Source organism: Microcoleus sp. C2D2, from assembly GCF_036702495.1.
Taxonomy (GTDB): Bacteria; Cyanobacteriota; Cyanobacteriia; order Cyanobacteriales; family Microcoleaceae; genus Microcoleus.
In genome coordinates this window covers 1-17,285 of sequence record NZ_JAUBTO010000076.1, presented here as the reverse complement: position 1 = coordinate 17,285, position 17,285 = coordinate 1, and the positions used below count along the sequence as shown (strand labels likewise).

General features: G+C 41.9%; 8 protein-coding genes and 1 pseudogene. 7 read left to right on the top strand and 2 right to left on the bottom strand.

All coding sequences use genetic code 11. The features are described from left to right. Nucleotides 1-198: 198 nt before the first annotated feature. The 7 genes from QUB61_RS22505 to QUB61_RS22475 all read left to right on the top strand — a co-directional run bounded on the left by QUB61_RS22505 (nucleotide 199) and on the right by QUB61_RS22475 (nucleotide 14,340). Nucleotides 199-1,896: an aromatic amino acid ammonia-lyase gene (locus QUB61_RS22505; RefSeq protein ID WP_333190117.1), complete on the top strand. Its 1,698-nt coding sequence runs from the start codon at nucleotides 199-201 to the stop codon at nucleotides 1,894-1,896. Between the two features lie 229 nt (nucleotides 1,897-2,125). After that, on the top strand, nucleotides 2,126-2,458 hold the full coding sequence (locus tag QUB61_RS22500) for a hypothetical protein (protein ID WP_333132263.1): 333 nt from the start codon (nucleotides 2,126-2,128) through the stop codon (nucleotides 2,456-2,458). Between the two features lie 7 nt (nucleotides 2,459-2,465). After that, complete coding sequence (locus QUB61_RS22495; RefSeq protein WP_333132264.1) at nucleotides 2,466-3,989, top strand: long-chain fatty acid--CoA ligase; 1,524 nt, start codon at nucleotides 2,466-2,468, stop codon at nucleotides 3,987-3,989. Between the two features lie 151 nt (nucleotides 3,990-4,140). Continuing rightward, nucleotides 4,141-5,262 (top strand): 3-oxoacyl-[acyl-carrier-protein] synthase III C-terminal domain-containing protein, encoded by a 1,122-nt coding sequence (locus tag QUB61_RS22490; protein ID WP_333132265.1) that lies wholly within the window; start codon nucleotides 4,141-4,143, stop codon nucleotides 5,260-5,262. A gap of 237 nt (nucleotides 5,263-5,499) precedes the next feature. After that, complete coding sequence (locus QUB61_RS22485; protein ID WP_333132266.1) at nucleotides 5,500-10,950, top strand: AAA family ATPase; 5,451 nt, start codon at nucleotides 5,500-5,502, stop codon at nucleotides 10,948-10,950. Between the two features lie 108 nt (nucleotides 10,951-11,058). Continuing rightward, on the top strand, nucleotides 11,059-12,333 hold the full coding sequence (locus tag QUB61_RS22480; RefSeq protein ID WP_333132267.1) for a response regulator: 1,275 nt from the start codon (nucleotides 11,059-11,061) through the stop codon (nucleotides 12,331-12,333). Between the two features lie 264 nt (nucleotides 12,334-12,597). After that, the gene (locus QUB61_RS22475; RefSeq protein WP_333132268.1) at nucleotides 12,598-14,340 is read left to right on the top strand and encodes an EAL domain-containing protein; all 1,743 of its coding nucleotides are present in this window, start codon (nucleotides 12,598-12,600) and stop codon (nucleotides 14,338-14,340) included. A 603-nt stretch (nucleotides 14,341-14,943) separates the two neighbouring features. Here QUB61_RS22475 and QUB61_RS22470 read toward each other — a convergent pair. Then, nucleotides 14,944-15,824: pseudogene (locus QUB61_RS22470) on the bottom strand (IS630 family transposase). Between the two features lie 142 nt (nucleotides 15,825-15,966). Continuing rightward, the gene (locus QUB61_RS22465; RefSeq protein ID WP_333132269.1) at nucleotides 15,967-16,308 is read right to left on the bottom strand and encodes a hypothetical protein; all 342 of its coding nucleotides are present in this window, start codon (nucleotides 16,306-16,308) and stop codon (nucleotides 15,967-15,969) included. Nucleotides 16,309-17,285 lie beyond the last annotated feature (977 nt).

The following is a 17,285-nucleotide window of genomic DNA, read 5'->3' as shown; positions in this document are numbered from 1 at the left end:
GCAGGCTGATTATCGGTGAGGTCTAATCGCTGCGGCTTGTTTTATGAAGCAAAGTGAAGGATTTGGTTACGAATGGCAGAGTATGGTGTCGAGTCATATTTCTCTGTCATTTAGAGTCAACTGAACATCCCGGTTTCGAGTTTGTTGTGACTTTAGTCACATTTGGGTGCATCTATCTATGAATTTGGGAGCTAAAAAGTGTCAATAAACGTAACGGAGCCAATTTCTCCAAAATTACCCCAATGGCCTGAGCCTAATTTGAGTAACGTAACTGTGGGGAACGGATCGCTGACGGTAGATGAAGTAGTCAACGTTGCCAGAAAGTCCTCGCAAGTTTATTTAACGAATCGGGATGAAATTTCTCAGAGGGTAAAGGCATCCTGCGACTACATTATGGATGCTGTCGAGTCGGGAAAGCCGATTTACGGTGTGACAACCGGATTTGGAGGGATGGCAAATACTGTAATCTCTACTGAAGATGCGACTGCTCTACAAAATAATCTCGTCTTTTATCACAAGGCTGGGGCTGGTAAGCGGTTGCCGATCGCAGATGTCCGAGCCGCGATGATCCTGCGGATCAACTCACACCTATACGGTGCCTCTGGCGTCCGCTTAGAACTGGTGGAGCGCATGACAACCTTCCTCAACGAAGGAGTAACACCTCACGTTTATGAATTTGGCTCCATCGGCGCTAGCGGCGACCTCACACCCCTGGCTTACATTACTGGATCCCTGATTGGGTTGGACAAATCCTTTACCGTTGACTTTCAAGGTGAGGAGATGTCATGTATACAAGCGCTTGAGAAGCTTGGCTTACCCCCCCTGCACTTGCGCCCCAAAGAAGGGCTGGCAATGATGAACGGCACCTCTGTTATGACTGGTATAGCAGCCTTATGCCTCCGCGACGCACAAGTCTTGCTTGCCCTAGCAATGGGCGTTCATAGCCTAATGGTTCAAGGGCTAGGGGGTACTAATCAATCGTTTCATCCTTTTATTCACGCCCTCAAACCTCATTCTGGTCAAATATGGGCAGCTTCCCAAATGATCGAACTCCTTACAGATTCGTGCTTGAGCCGAAACGAGTTAGATGGTAAGCACGACTACCGGGGTGCAGCTCCTATTCAAGACCGCTATTCGCTCCGCTGCTTGCCTCAATATCTGGGGCCAATTGTTGATGGATTGGCAGATATTGTTCAGCAGATTGAAGTAGAAATAAACTCGGTAACAGATAACCCTTTGATCGACGTTGAGAATGAAGCCTGCTATCACGGCGGCAATTTTCTCGGACAATATGTTGGTGTGGGAATGGATCGTTTGCGATATCTTTTAGGTTTGCTATCTAAGCACCTGGATGTGCAAATAGCGCTGTTGGTTGCACCGGAATTTAATAACGGCCTGTCACCGTCTTTAGTTGGTAACACGAGCCGTAAGGTCAACATGGGTCTAAAAGCTCTGCAAATAACTGGAAACTCGATTATGCCGTTGTTGACCTTTTACGGAAACTCAATTGCTGACCGCTTTCCCACTCACGCTGAACAATTCAATCAGAATATCAATAGCCAAGGATTCGCTTCAGCCAATTTAGCTCGTCGCTCAATTGAAATCTTTCAGCAATATATGGCAGTAGCTTTAATGTTTGCTGTCCAAGCTGTTGACTTGCGAACCCATCAAGTTGCCGGTCACTATGATGCGCGGGAGTGTTTGTCGCCACTTAGTTTGCCGCTATATGAGGCTGTGCGCGCAGTTGTGGGACAGCCGCCGAATGTTGACAAATCTTACATTTGGAACGACAACGAGCAATCTTTAGATATACACATTGCCCTGATTGCTGCTGACATTGCACAGGAAGGAAAGATTGTGCAAGCTGTGAACCAGATTTTATCAAGTTTGAAGTAGGAAAGAGAAGGGGAAGGGGAAGAAGTTTTGCCAAAAAAATCACATTATTTTATTACCTTTTTTTCCTCTTCCTGCGCAAAAGAATCAATTGATAGCTAAGAATAGCCTGCAAAACGGTGTAAAAAATGAGTTCAAAATTTAACTCGTTAAGACCTGCTTGTCGGTCACACAAACCGTCAAAAAATTGCGGCTGCAAATAATTGTTGAACCTTACTAGAAACGCACAAAAATGGTTACTCACAAGATTTCAGCTAAAATCTCTGAAACTGCTTTTAAGCTAGAAATTTCCCCAATTAAAAAAGCAGAAAACTTGTCAAATCAGCAACGGTTTTTGACGCATACTGTGTGCCAGTGCGTCAAAGTGTATCAACTTGAACCGAAGGATTGGCAACAAATTTGTCAGGCAATTCGCCCTGGTTACGTCGGGGATGTTTCCTTAGAAAAGAAACAGCTCTCAAAAGCTTTAGTTAGTGGTTTTCGATTTGCCTTAACGACAGTACACCAGTGCATCCAAATCTTGAAAACAAAACCTATTGTTTTGCCGCAATTTTACAAAGGATAAAATAGGGATGAACATTGCAGAGCATATCGAGCGAGGAGCAAAGTTTTTCCCTGACAAAGCAGCCTTGATTTTTGAAGGGAAATCTTTCACGTACAAGCAGCTTAACGAATTGGTAAATCGCGCTGCTAATGGTTTGCAAGGATTGGGAGTCAAGCGGGGCGATCGCGTTGCTCTCTTCCTTCCTAATATTCCTGAATTTGTCATATCTTATTTGGGCATTCTCAAAATAGGCGCGATCGCAGTTTCTATCAGTGTGATGCTCAAATGTGATGAAGTTCGATTGATCCTTAATGATTGTGAAGCTAAGGTCGTTATTACCACCGAATCATTGAGTAGACTAGTCCCAGATGCGGAGTTAGCTTATCTCGAACACATTTTGATTGCTGAAAGTGAAGCGAACAAAGGAAGCAGTCTGGAAGAAATGATGGCAAATGCTTCGCCGGAAGCGCGGGCTATTAAAATGGAGCGACATGAGCCAGCAGCGATTCTCTATACATCCGGAACGACGGGTTTTCCCAAGGGGGCTACTCTGTCGCACGGCAATGTGATTTCCAATATTTATGCCAAAAACCGCTGCTGTAAAATGCAGCCAGAAGATCGGTTGCTGCTGTACTTACCGCTATTCCATTGTTTCGGTCAAAACGCTATTCTCAATAGCGCTTTTAATGCTTGCGCAACGATTGTTTTGCAGCGCCGTTTTGTGCCTGCGGAAATTCTGAGCGCGATCGCTCGCGAACGGATCACGATGTTTTTTGGCGTGCCGACAGTTTTCATCAAACTGTTAGAACTGCACCCGTCTGAGTGCGATTTTAGTTCAGTCCGTTACTACTTTAGTGCATCTGCTCCTATGTCAGCGGAGATAGTTCAGAAGTGGCAATCTCTTCACAATTTGGTGATCCATGAAGGGTATGGCTTGACTGAAACTTCTCCCTTTGCTTGCTACAACCACGAATTAAAATATAAATTGGGTTCGATTGGGATGCCCATTGAAAATGTGGAAATGCAGGCCATAGATCGCGATGGTAAAGAAGTCGCGCCAGGGGTAGTGGGCGAACTTGTCATTCGCGGGCCAAATGTGATGCTGGGTTACTGGAATCGCCCGGTTGAAACGGCCCAAGTCTTGAAAAACGGTTGGTTTCATACAGGCGACCTCGGCTGGATGGACGATGATGGCTATTTCTATATCGTCGATCGCTTGAAAGACATGATCAATGTTTCTGGCTTTAAGGTGTATCCCAAGGAAGTTGAGCGCGTCCTTGCTACACATGCAGCAGTGGCTGAAGTGGCGGTTTATGGGGTTCCAGATCCGGTTAAGGGTGAGATCGTCAAGGCAAATATTTTGCTGAAATCCGGTCAATTGCTGGTAGCCGAAGATGCGATCGCCTTTTGTTCAGAGCGGATTGCTGCTTACAAGGTGCCGCAACTTATCCAGTTCGTTGATTCCCTTCCGAAAAATGCGACGGGTAAGGTGTTGAAGCGGGTTTTGCGAGAGCAAGAACTGGCCATCCGAATGCCATCCGTAAAAAGTTAAGGTTTCTCTCGTTACTAACTGTAAACCTTAGAACTTAGAAACAGGAAACGGCGAAAAGTAAATATTTTTCCTTTTCCTTTTGTAGCCAATACAATCTGGCAAAGAGCCAAGCTTTTAGTTATTTTATATTGTTCCAAGGAGTCTTTTCAAGATGAGTCAAGCTGTAGGAATCAGGGCCATTGCAGTTAATTTTCCCGAATGTGTACGTACTAACGATTACTGGAAAAACAATCATCCGCAGTTTTTAGCTAAACTTGAGAAAAAAAATGAAACAGTGCGGTTGTTTGATAATGATACTCAAGAAAATGCCAATTGGGTACAGGCGGTAAAACCGTACCGAGACGATATATTCAGGGGAACGTTAGAGCGAAGAGTTTTGGCTGAAGGCGAAAGTTCTATTTCTCTTGAATGTGGAGCTATCCAAAAAGTTTTACAAGCCAGTAAATTAGAAATCAACGATGTTGGCTTGCTGATTTCTTGCGCGATGTACCCAGAAAAATTAGTGATTGGTAACGCTACTCCGATAGCACAAGAACTAGGCTTTAGAGGTGTCGCTTGGAATTTGAACGCCACCTGTGGAGGCGCTCTGTTAGCCTTAGACAATGCTGTTGCTTTAATCAGGGATAAAAGATATAATAGGGTGTTAGTTTCTTTATCCTGCAATTATTCTCAGCATATAGAATATACCAACTCTTTCTCATTCACTCTTGGAGATGGCTCAGCCGCTTTCATTGTTGAAAAATTAGAAGAAGGACAAGGTTTACTTCATTCTTATTCAACAAATACTTACGATACCTGCGGAGTAGTTTATCCCAGATTTACTGTAGATAGCATGGGCAATGTAAAAGGACTCATTACCGTTAATAAAGAGACTGTGAAATATGCGACTTCTTTATTCATTAAATACTTCCAGCAATGCTGCGGAAAAGTTTTGTCTGAATCGGGAATGAAAGTGGAGGATATAGACTACTTTATTTTTTACCCGCCAGCAGCAGGTTATGTCGATTTTTGCGCTTTAGAAATGAATATCCCAGGGGAGAAAATTATCGACATTTTTCCCAAATATGGCAACATTTCTGTGGTTTCAGCTATAGCTGCTTTATATCATGCAGCCAGCTTGAAAAAAATCAGAAAAGACGATTTAGTGATGATTTATTCTCACGGATTTTCAGGTAGCTCTGCTGCCAGTATTATGCGCTGGGGCGATGTAGCTCTGGGGACTGCTCCTACCCCCTCAGAGAATTTAATCCCCACACTTATAGGCGCAGAGTAAGGCAGTAGGGAACTGCGGTAGTCTGGTTGTCTTCCGATAAAGCTTCTACTTTTTATCCGATAACTATATTTTTGTCAATACTTAAGATTTAATTAATTAAATCTTAAGTTTTTGTTTTATATCGAAAGTAATCTTCGATACAAAGGTACAATATAAAAAACTAACAAGACGATCGATCAACTCAGAGTTCATCAATATCATGCTCTTTCAGTACCGTACCCCTTTGAAAAATATACAATGAGAACCCCTCTACCCGGATATCAACTGATCGCCTCGCTCCACGAAGGTACAAAAACCGTTATTTATCAAGGTCGCTACGAGCTAGAACACACTCCTGTCATCATTAAAACTCTCAAAGCTGAGTATCCGACCCTAGAAGAAATCGCCCGCCTCAGACATGAATATCAAATCCTCCACTCTTTAAACATCCCAGGCATTATCAAGCCCATCGAATTAAAACCTTATGAACACGGACTTGCTCTGATTCTAGAAGATTTTGGCGGACAGCCTCTTCAACAATATATTACATCCCAAAAAACAAATTTAATTAACTTTCTTGAAATCGCCACTCAACTAGCCCAAATTCTCGGAGAACTGCATCAGAACCAAATTATTCACAAAGATATTAAACCACAAAATATCCTTATCAAGCCAGAAAGTAGGCAAATCAAACTCATCGACTTTAGCATCGCCACCCGCCTAGAAAAAGAAAATCCTAGCATCAGTCACCCAAACTACATCGAAGGCACACTCGCCTATATGTCTCCCGAACAAACTGGGAGAATGAATCGGTCAATTGACTACCGCACAGACTTTTACTCTCTTGGCGTTACCTTCTACGAAATGCTTGCGGGTCAGCTACCTTTTAATTCTAACGACCCCATGGAATTGGTGCATTGCCACATTGCAAAACAACCCAGGTCACTAAATCAGCTAAATCCAGAAATTCCCAAAGCGGTTGTTGACATCGTAATGAAATTATTAGCCAAAACTGCTGAAGAGAGATATCAAAGCGCTCGGGGGCTTTTAGCCGATTTAGAAGAATGCCTTAAACAATTAGAAAAATCTGGACAAATTAAAAATTTCACAGCGGGTAAATTGGATCGATTTGGTCAATTTCTCATTCCTCAAAAACTATATGGACGAGAAACAGAAGTTGCAACCCTAATGGCAGCCTTTAAACGAGTTGCAGTTGGCTCAACAGAAATGATGCTCGTCAGTGGTTATTCAGGGATTGGAAAAACCTGCGTTGTGCAAGAAGTTCATAAACCAATAGTAGGCCAGCGCGGTTATTTTATCTCGGGCAAATTTGACCAATTTAAAAAAAACATTCCCTATGCAGCTTTAATTCAAGCTTTTCAAGAATTAATCCGGCAATTGTTAACAGAAAACTCTGAAAATATAGAAATTTGGAAAGAGCAACTTCTAGAAGCTTTGGGACAAAATGGACGGGTAATTATCGACGTAATTCCCGAAGTAGAACTGATTATGGGCGAACAGCCAGAAGTTCCCCAACTAGGGCCAACTGAATCTCAAAATCGCTTCAACCGAGTTTATAAAAAATTTATTCATGTATTCACTAAACCTGAACATCCGCTGGTTTTTTTCCTCGATGATTTACAGTGGGCAGATTCAGCGTCTCTGAAGTTGCTCCAACTTTTGATAACAGACACCGATAGCGAATATTTGTTACTAATTGGAGCCTATCGAGATAACGAAGTCAGTCCAACTCATCCGACGATTCAAACCATTGAAGAGATTGAAAAAACAGGTGCCGTTGTGAATAACATCGTCCTCCAAGCTTTAGATATTAGCAACGTCCGTCAATTAGTCGCCGATACTCTTCAGGAAGATAACAATTCAATCAAACTAGGAGACTTGCTTTTCAATAAGACTCAGGGAAATCCCTTCTTTTTAACACAACTTTTTAAAACTCTACACTCGGAAAAACTGTTAAAGTTTGATTTTATCAAAAGTTACTGGCAGTGGGACATAAAGCAGATTCAATCCCTGGGAATTTCTGATTATAATGTTGTCGAACTCGTAGCTAGAAATATTCAAAAACTGCCAGAAGCCACACAAAAAATATTACAATTAGCAGCTTGTATTGGCAACCGTTTCAACTTAGATGTCTGCGCGATAGTTAATAAAAAATCACCGCTAGAAACAGCCGATGAGTTGTGGCTAGCACTTCAGGCAGGTTTAATTTTACCCCTTAGTAACGACTACAAAATCCCCCTTGCTTTTCAATCAGAAGAACAGGGAAAGCTACTTTTTGATGAATCGAGAGTTGGCTACAAATTTTTACACGATCGGGTGCAACAAGCAGCCTATTCAATGATTCCTGAAAATCAGAAAAAAGCAACGCACTTGAAAATTGGCAAGCTATTATTGAATCAATACGCAGAAAAATCCCTGGAAGAGAATATATTTGATATTGTCAACCAGTTAAATATGGGCGTGGAATTCATCGCGCAGCAGTCAGAAAAAGATGAACTAGCCAACTTTAACTTAATAGCGGGGCGAAAAGCAAAAGCTGCGACAGCTTATGAAGCCGCTGTCAGATATTTGAATGTAGGGTTAGAACTTCTGCCAGAATCGAGCTGGCAAAGTCACTACGATTTGACACGGGATCTCCACTTAGAAACACTAGAAGCCGAATACCTGAATACTAACTTTGGACGAGCGCAACAGCTCTCGGAAATTGTTCTGTCGCAAGCGAAAAATCAGCTAGAAAAAGTCAAAGTATATGAATTAAGAATCCCATTTTACTTACAGCAAAACCAACCACAAGCAGCACTAGAGATAGCTTTGCAAGTCCTAAACATACTGGGAGTATCCCTCCCTATAAATCCCACAAAATTTAGTATTATGATGGGATTGATTCGCAACAAAATAGCCAGAGGTGGTAAACAGATTGAGGATTTAGCTTTTCTGCCTTTAATGACTGACCCATATAAGCTTGCAGCCCAGCGGATATTAATCGCTGTCATTCCGGCTGCTTTTATGACAAATCCCATGCTTTTTCCGCTGATTATCTTTAAAATGGTCAATATTTCTCTCCAATATGGTAATTCGCCTCAGTCTGCTTTTGGGTATGTGACTTATGGGATGCTGCTTTGTGGAGCGCTGTCTGACATTGATTCTGGATATCAATTTGGCAAATTGGCAGTTAAGCTGGTGGAACAATTTAATGCTATAGAACTACAAGCTAAAATTAATTTACACTTTAATATTTTCATCAGACACTGGAAAGAGCATATTAAGGAAACAAGAAAACCTTTGCTTGAGGCCTTTAAAAGTGGGTTAGAAACGGGAGATATAGAATACGCTTGTTACTCAGCTTGGGGCTATTACAACAACCATTTTTGGAGTGGAGAACATTTAGAATATATCGCCCATACTCAGGCTCACTACATCGAACTAATTTTAAAATATAAACAGTATATGCTTAGCGAACATTCAAAAGCCTGGCATCAATTAGTTTTAAATCTTGTTGATGAATCGGCAGATAAAAGTCTATTAGTTGGCAATATTTTTGATGAAGATAAAACCTTGCCTATTCTGAAAGAGGCAAATAATAATGCAGCTGTTTCTTATATTTATTTATTCAAATTAATTCTTTTATATTTATTTAAAAATAACGCCAAGGGTGTTGAAATTGCCGAATTAACTGAAAATAATAAAGAAAGTCTGGGTGCGCTCCTTCATTCATCAGAACACAATTTCTACTATTCCTTAGCCCTCCTCGCCCACTATCCCACCACCACCCAAACCAAACAAAAACAATATCTAAAAAAAGTAGCATCCCATCAAAAACAAATGAAAACATGGGCGCACCATGCCCCCATGAACTTCCAGCACAAATACGAACTCGTAGAAGCAGAAAAAGCGCGAGTATTGCGACAAAACGAGACAGCAATAACCTACTACGAACGAGCCATCAACGGAGCCAAAGAACAAGGATTCATTCAAGAAGAAGCCCTCGCCAACGAACGAGCGGCCGAATTTTACCTCGCTCTCGGCAGAGAAAAAGTCGCCAAAACCTACATGACCGAAGCGTATTACTGCTACATTCGTTGGGGAGCCATCGCCAAAGTCAGAGACTTAGAAGAAACATATCCCCATCTCATCTCCCGCATGCAGCATTCTGAAACTATTAGCCTCGACCCCACTAGCACAACCACCTCAAACCGGACAACCACCTCTACTTCCGATCATTCAACATCACTTGACCTCGCTACAATTATGAAAGCAGCACAGGCATTATCTGGGGAAATTGTTCTCAGCGAACTCCTAAGTAAATTAATGACCATTCTCATAGAAAATGCCGGAGCTACTCGCGGCTCATTGCTCACAAAACCCACTTTTTTATCTGATCAAAGTGAGAATCAGTGGGTGATTTCAGCCACGGGAATCGTGGAAGGTAACGACCTTACCGTATTGACCAATCCCCAGCAACCAGAAGAGGAAACTCTTTCCGTTCCTCTTCTAGAAAAGGCAGTTCCAGCCGCGATTATCAACTACGTTGCTCGCACTAAAAAAACAGTCGTTTTAAACGATGCCAGCCACGAAGAAATCTTTCAGAAAGACCCCTATATCCAACAAAATCATCCCAAATCAATCTTGTGTACACCCCTGCTCAATCAATGTCAACTTACAGGAATTGTCTATCTCGAAAATAACTTGACAACCGTCGCCTTTACCGCTGATAGACTCACAGTCTTACAAATGCTATCGGGACAAGCTGCAATCGCTATTACCAATGCGAAACTCTACGCAGAAGTTAATCAACTTAACCAAAATTTAGAACAAGCCAACCAACAACTTGCAGCCTATTCGGAAACCCTAGAACAGAAAGTTGAAGAACGAACTACTGAGTTGAAAACAGCTCAAAAACAAATAGTAGCCTCAGAAAAACTCGCCTCCCTCGGAGCTCTCACCGCAGGTGTTGCCCACGAAATCCGCAACCCCCTCAACTTCGTCACTTCTCTTGCTACACTCTCAGAAGACTTAACATCTGAAATCGCAGAACTAATAGACCGCCAATCCCAAAAGTTAGACTCAGAAGCCCTGGAATTAATTAATGAAAACCTCACTTATCTTAAGCGCAACGTATCAGAAATTAACGAACAAGGACAACGGGCAAATACCATTATTCAAAGTATGCTAATGCACGCTCGCAGCGAGGGCAGTAGCCGCCAAAAAACCGACATTAACGCCCTCGTCGCTCAATCCATGCAATTAGCTTACCACAGCATCCGTGCCAAAGATAAAACCTTCAACCTTACCATTAAAACCGACTATGACCAATCAATTGAAGAACTAGATGTCGCCTTTTCTGACCTCAGCCGCGCTTTAATTAACATCATCGATAATGCTTGCTATGCTTCTTATATTAAACTCTCTAAAATGACCGCAGATTTCAATCCCACAGTTTCTATTACCACTAAAAATTTAGGCACAGCAATAGAAATCCGCATTCGTGACAATGGCATCGGTATTCCCAAAGAAAATCAACAAAAAATATTCCTCCCTTTCTTCACGACCAAGCCTCCCGGACAGGGAACAGGTTTAGGCTTATCTATCACTCACGATATCATCGTTGGTCAACATCGAGGTAATTTGGAAGTGCAAACAGAACCTGGAAATCACACCGAATTTATCATTACTTTGCCCAAAAATTAACTGCCTTCTTTCTAATCAGTTAATTCAATGTTTTATAAAATTTAAACAACGTGCTATAGTAAGCCATCACTCTAGTTATTTCTACCATAGGATACAGGATAGATCCCCATGACCACCAAAATTCTAGTCGTCGATGATGAACAACTTTTAGAATACGTCATTCAACAAAGATTCAGGCAAAAAATTCGGGCAAAAGAAATTGAATTTGTCTTTGCTCACAATGGTAGAGAAGCTTTAGAAAAACTTGCTGAATTTCCACCCTTCGATTTAGTGCTAACAGATATTAATATGCCCGAAATGGACGGGTTAACTTTGCTAGAAAAACTCTCACAAATCGACAATACATTAAAAGCAATTGTCATCTCCGCCTATGGAGATATGCAAAACATTAGAACTGCTATGAACCGGGGAGCTTTTGACTTTTTGACAAAACCCATTGATTTTCAGGACATGGAAATCACCATCCAAAGAGCCTTAGAAACTGTCAAAAAAGTCAGACAAAACTTAACAGAATTCCAAGAGGTGCAAACTCAACTCATTCAAAACGAAAAAATGGCTTCCGTGGGCCAGTTAGTCGCCGGAGTTGCCCACGAAATTTACAATCCCGTCAGCTTCATTATAGGCAACATTGAACACGCCGAAAACTACTTTCAAGAATTGATAACTGCCCTTAACATTTATCAACAACACTGCTCCCTAAGTAATCCAGAAGTACAAACTCAAATTGATGCTCTTGACCTCCCTTTTTTATTAGAAGACTTGCCGCACTTGCTCAATTCTATGAAAGAAGGAACTGAGCGCATTCGGGGAATCAGTACTTCTCTGAGAACTTTTTCGCGGGCAGATAGTACATCTAAAGTTCGTTTCAATATTCATGAAGGAATTGATAGTAGCTTATTAATTTTGAGCCATCGGCTTAAAGCCAATGAGGGTAATCCCGAAATTCAAGTGATAAAAGACTATGGAGCATTCCCCCCACTAGAGTGTTATCCCGGACAGTTAAATCAGGTATTTTTAAATATCCTTGCTAATGCCATAGACGCATTGGAAGAGTGGAATTCAGGGCGGAGCCGCGATGAAATTAAGGCAAATCCTAATTTTATTAGGATTCGCACTTTCCTTACCGATGAGAGTGAAAATTTTATCAATGATAATTCCCTTTCTCATGTTATAATTTCTATTGCTGACAACGGGATAGGAATGACAGAAGAAGTGAAACAGCGGGTATTTAACCACTTATTTACTACAAAATCTGTGGGTAAAGGAACGGGATTGGGTTTATCAATTTCGCGGTCTATTGTTGAAGAAAAACACGGAGGACGGCTCAGTTGTAACTCTACACCTGGCGAGGGAACTGAATTTATTATTGAAATTCCCACTTAATGGTTGAGAACTGATAAAATCAAGACTTAGGCACGTCTAGGCTAGAAACTGGGTTTCTTCGTAGATTTCTAGTGAGAATCTTCAATTTTTTAGAGAACCCCGGTTTATGAGCGTAAGTCCTGAAAATGATGAGTTTTCTGTAGGAGCAGTGCTTTCCTGCCTGCCCCAAACTTACTTACGGTGCAACCACAGGGGGGCAACCACAGGGAGATTGCCCTTACAAGAGAATTAAACTCCTGGCTATTTGCTAACAAGAGCAATTACATGACAGCTAAAATCTTAGTAATTGATGACGAACCACTTTTAGAATATTTAATTCTTCAGCTATTTCGGCATCAAATCAAAACTCAAGAATTTGAGTTTTATTTTGCAATTAATGGAGTCCAAGCTTTAGATAAACTGCAATCTGATGGCTCCTTTGACTTGGTACTAACTGATATTAATATGCCCGAAATGGACGGCTTAACTTTGCTAGAGAATCTGCCAGCTATTGACCCGACGCTCAAAGCTATAGTGGTTTCAGCTTACGGGGATATGGCAAATATTAGGACAGCTATGAATAGGGGTGCTTTTGATTTTTTAACGAAGCCGATAGATTTTGATGACTTAAAAATTACCATTAATAAAACTTTAGAGTTTGTGCGACTTGCTAGGGAAAAAGAGCAGCAACTTGCTACAGCGAATGCACAAATCCACTACCAAGCATTTTACGACGAGCTGACGGGTTTACCTAACCGTAATTGGCTCTTAAAGGAGATGCGTAGTGGCATAAATTCTCTTAGAGAATTGGGTCATTTAGAAGCTATTTTATTTCTGACTCTTAACCGCTATCAAATTGTTAAATATAGCTTAGGCCATTCTAGAGGAGAGCAGTTGGTAGTAGAAGTAGCACGGCGGTTAGAGGCTTGCGCTCTGAATACGAATTTTATAGCAAGAGTCGGAGAAGATGCGTTTGCGATTTGGATCGCAAATATTACTAATTCTCAGTTAGCTTTAGATGCAGCAGAACGCATTCGTCAAGCATTAGAAATGCCGTCTAACTTGAATGGAACTGCGGTTTTTTCTAGCGTTAGTATTGGCATTGCTTTAGGTGCGATTGGCACAGAAGAGCCGGAAGATTTGCTGCGGGCGGCTGACGCGGCTAGACATGAGGCTTTTGTTCGGGGTGCTGGTAGCACTGTTGTATTTGATGCTGATATGCAGTTGAGAGCTTTAGAGCAACTCCAGTTAGAAACTGACTTGCAAAATGCAATTAATTTGCAACAGTTTTACCTTAATTATCAGCCGATTGTATCTTTTGCAACGGGTCAAGTAGTGGGGTTTGAAGCGTTGGTAAGATGGCGGCATCCTTCACGCGGGTTGGTTTCTCCGAGCGAGTTTATTCCGGTGGCCGAAAGAACGGGTTTGATTGTGGCATTAGGGGAGTGGGTACTGTCGGAAGCAGTGGCTTGTTTAAGTAAATGGCAGTTGCAATTCCCTGACTATTTGCCTTTGAATATGAGTGTTAATTTATCGGGAATTCAGCTATTTGCTCCTAATTTGTTACCGCTGTTAGACTCACTGTTGCGAGTGCATAATTTGAAGGGCGAATTTTTGAAGCTAGAGATTACCGAGAGTGTTTTAATGGAGAATGCTGAGGTGGCGGCTGGGGTGCTAGAACTCTTGAAAGCTCGCCAGGTTAAGGTTTGTTTGGATGATTTTGGCACGGGCTATTCAAATTTATCTTACTTACAATGGCTGCCGATTGATACTCTCAAAATTGACCGCTCTTTTGTTTGCTGCCTGGAGGAAGGAGGGAAAAATTTGGCTTTGCTGGAGGCGATTTTAAATCTGGCCAGTTCTTTGCAATTAGAGGCAATCGCGGAAGGGGTGGAGACGCAAGAGCAACTAATTATACTCCGTTCTTTGGGATGCAATTCCTATCAAGGGTACTTTTTCTCGCGACCTTTGGAGGAGGAAGGGGCTGTTGCTCTGTTGAGTGCTGCAACGCTCCTCAGCGATGCTTAAACGGCGGATATTTTAAGGCAAACTCCTATATAGCAATACTCCGGACAGTTCTCAACAGCCAAATATGAAGTATCTAATCGTCACTCATTTCAATCGTCATTTGTGTTTTCAATGGCTTTTTATAACCCATTGGAGTTTAGACTAAGCACAAATTGACTCAGGGTTAGCTGAGTAGAAATTGGGGTGAATTTAGAGAGATATTCTCAGGTTAACTAATGGATTTTGGTGATTTTTGGAACCGACCTTTACTCTTTTTGACCATAGGATAGCGACATCTTTGACTGCGAGGTTTTCCTGGTTGCCATCCGGTCGAATTTCCTTTATAGTTTGGGAGGAACAGTGGGAGTCCCAATCTTGATTAAATGTGAAAGCATTGATTGTGCAACCCTGACCGGGGTTAATTCAGAGAGAGACTAATGCCTGCGGTAGACTAATTTCTGTCACTAAATTTTTAGCTAACCATAATTGCTAGGTGACTAATGGCATCCAATCACTCCATCGTTGACATTGTTCAGGGGTACTCAACTTCGATCCAGTCCAATGCAAGCTTTGTTTAGCACTCGCGATACCAGTGCTCGATGGTATAGCAACCGCGCCCGGCGGTTAGGTCGCAAGGCGCAAGACATCCTCGAGCGCATCCGGTAAGCAATCAAACTGATTCTTTTGTTTACGAATTCGACTCTTAAGCCAAGACCAACATTGTTCAATGCAAGTTGAAATCAGGGGAGTACGGTGGCAAATACAACAGTCTACATCCTGCACTTTGAATCAATTCCTGAATCCGACCGCCTTTATGAAAGGTGGCATTGTCCATCACCACCACTTGTCCTGTAACCAATCTTGGAACTAAACTTGTTTCTAGCCACATTTCAAAAACTGTTCGATTGCACGCTCCCTCAATCGTAAAAGGGGCGCTCAATTTTTGGTTGCATAAGGCATTCGCTATCGTATTGACTCGACTTTTGCGTCGCCCAGATTTCAGTGCATGGAAGCGCTCACCTCGTTCATTCCAAGCATAATCATACTGATCTCGATCATCCATCCCTGATTCATCAACATAAACAATTGTGTCCGGGAGTAAGGTGGACAACTCAGCTACGAAAGCCTGCCGCTTGGCTTCATCTCGTTCCCGATAGCCATAAGTATTTTTTTTTCGAGTAAAACCTATTTTTTTCAAGGCTCGTGAGATGGTGCGCGAGCTAATTTCCCCATCCCAAAGTTTGGCCATCTCCACCTGGGTTTTATCCCCATTAATTTTGGCGAAGTGACGAAATAGTTCCCAGTCAGTGATTTTATGACCATTACCCGGAGGCTGATTGGGTAAAGCTAGAAAGTCTCCTGTTTGCTCTTGTCGCTTCAGCCTGACGGGCGATCGTGTTGCGACTAATGTTGAACAGTTGGCTGGCTTCAATAATTTTTAAGCCATCAAGCTTTATAGCTTGAATGACTTTCTGGCGTAGATCGTAGCTGTAGGGTTGAGGCATTTTGGGTCTTCGCTTTCGCTCCGCAACAAAAGAAACTATTCTCAGTTTACGCCCTAACCGCCTTGGCAGTTGCTATAAAACGACGTAGATATAGTTGCCAAATTTCTGTAAGAGGTGGCATTTGGAGACGAATCCAAACTAACTACAAAGGTTGAGTTTTTAATTGACCCGTTATAGCTTCTAAGCGTTCTACTAAAATCAGAGTCATCGGATGTTTGGGACTGCCTCGAAAATGTAAGTTATCCCATTTTCTCAATCGGATTCGTCCGAGTTTCGGTTCAAGAGATAAAGAGTGTTTGTTCTGGTTTCCACCAGCTTTGAGTGTGATTAAGCTTAAACTGATTTCCCTGAATTTTCGGTCGTCCTCTACCACTATAAGATGAAGGTGCTGACCATAAGCAACGAGAGCGAACGAATACGCATTAGTTGAGCCGAGGCATTGATAAGCAAGTTGACGAAATTCGTATAATTGTTCAAACTTCATTGCAGGTTGATTTGAGATTTTTTGCTGAATTCTCAATTTTCTACCCTTACGCTGTCTGTTGAAACTATCGCAGACAGTTTTTTTTCTCGAATTGCAAGTCTCCGAGAACGTCAACGGTCGCTGGCATCTATCTTAGGGTTGAGTCTGATAGCTTGTCGCCAGCGACCATTGCCGTTTTTGAGAACTGTTCGCTAGTCTCACAGCGCGCTTTTTGACCTGCTTAGTCTAAACTTCAATAACCAATATTCCGCACCCCAACTGTCACATGGGGTGCGGGCGGGCTGTAAATTCCGTGGGATGGTCTAGCGCGAACCGATCGATACAGTATAAATACTTAAAAATCGACCTGTCAGACAAAAGAACTTGTTTATTTTGCTGGAGTATTAAACGAAATCATCAGCTAGTTGCGTGTCGCAACTAGAGGATGAATCAGGAGAACAAAAATACTATTGAAGTTGCAAGCAACTTGGCGAAAGCACCTACAGATAAATAGAGCGATCTTGCATGCTTCTGCTGTCGCCCGATCGCGAGGCCAAGAGCCAAATAATACTCTTATTTCGTAGGTAATTCGGCGAGATATTGTTATTAATATCTGTCAATCTAGTAGATAATACCCATCTTCTGTCACTAAACCGCAGAGTATAATAGAACAAAATCTCTCAAACCTGAGCTGGCTCTATGGTTAAGCCTCGCCAAGCTGATTCAACCTTGAAATTGATTGATGAGTATTGTCGCTATTACAGAAATCTGTTTTCAGAAGTCAGAAGCTGTGAAGCTTTTACACAGCATTCATGCTGGTATAATTTCTGATATTAAACGTAAGACACTACCAGCCATTGCAGAGATAATGGGGCTAGAAAATGCTCAAGGGTGGCATCACTTTCTTACCCGATCACCCTAGGAGGCTCAAGCCTATATAAGGCAAAGGCTAGAATTAATTTTAAAAATTGTTAAACATCGAAAAATCGTTATCATCA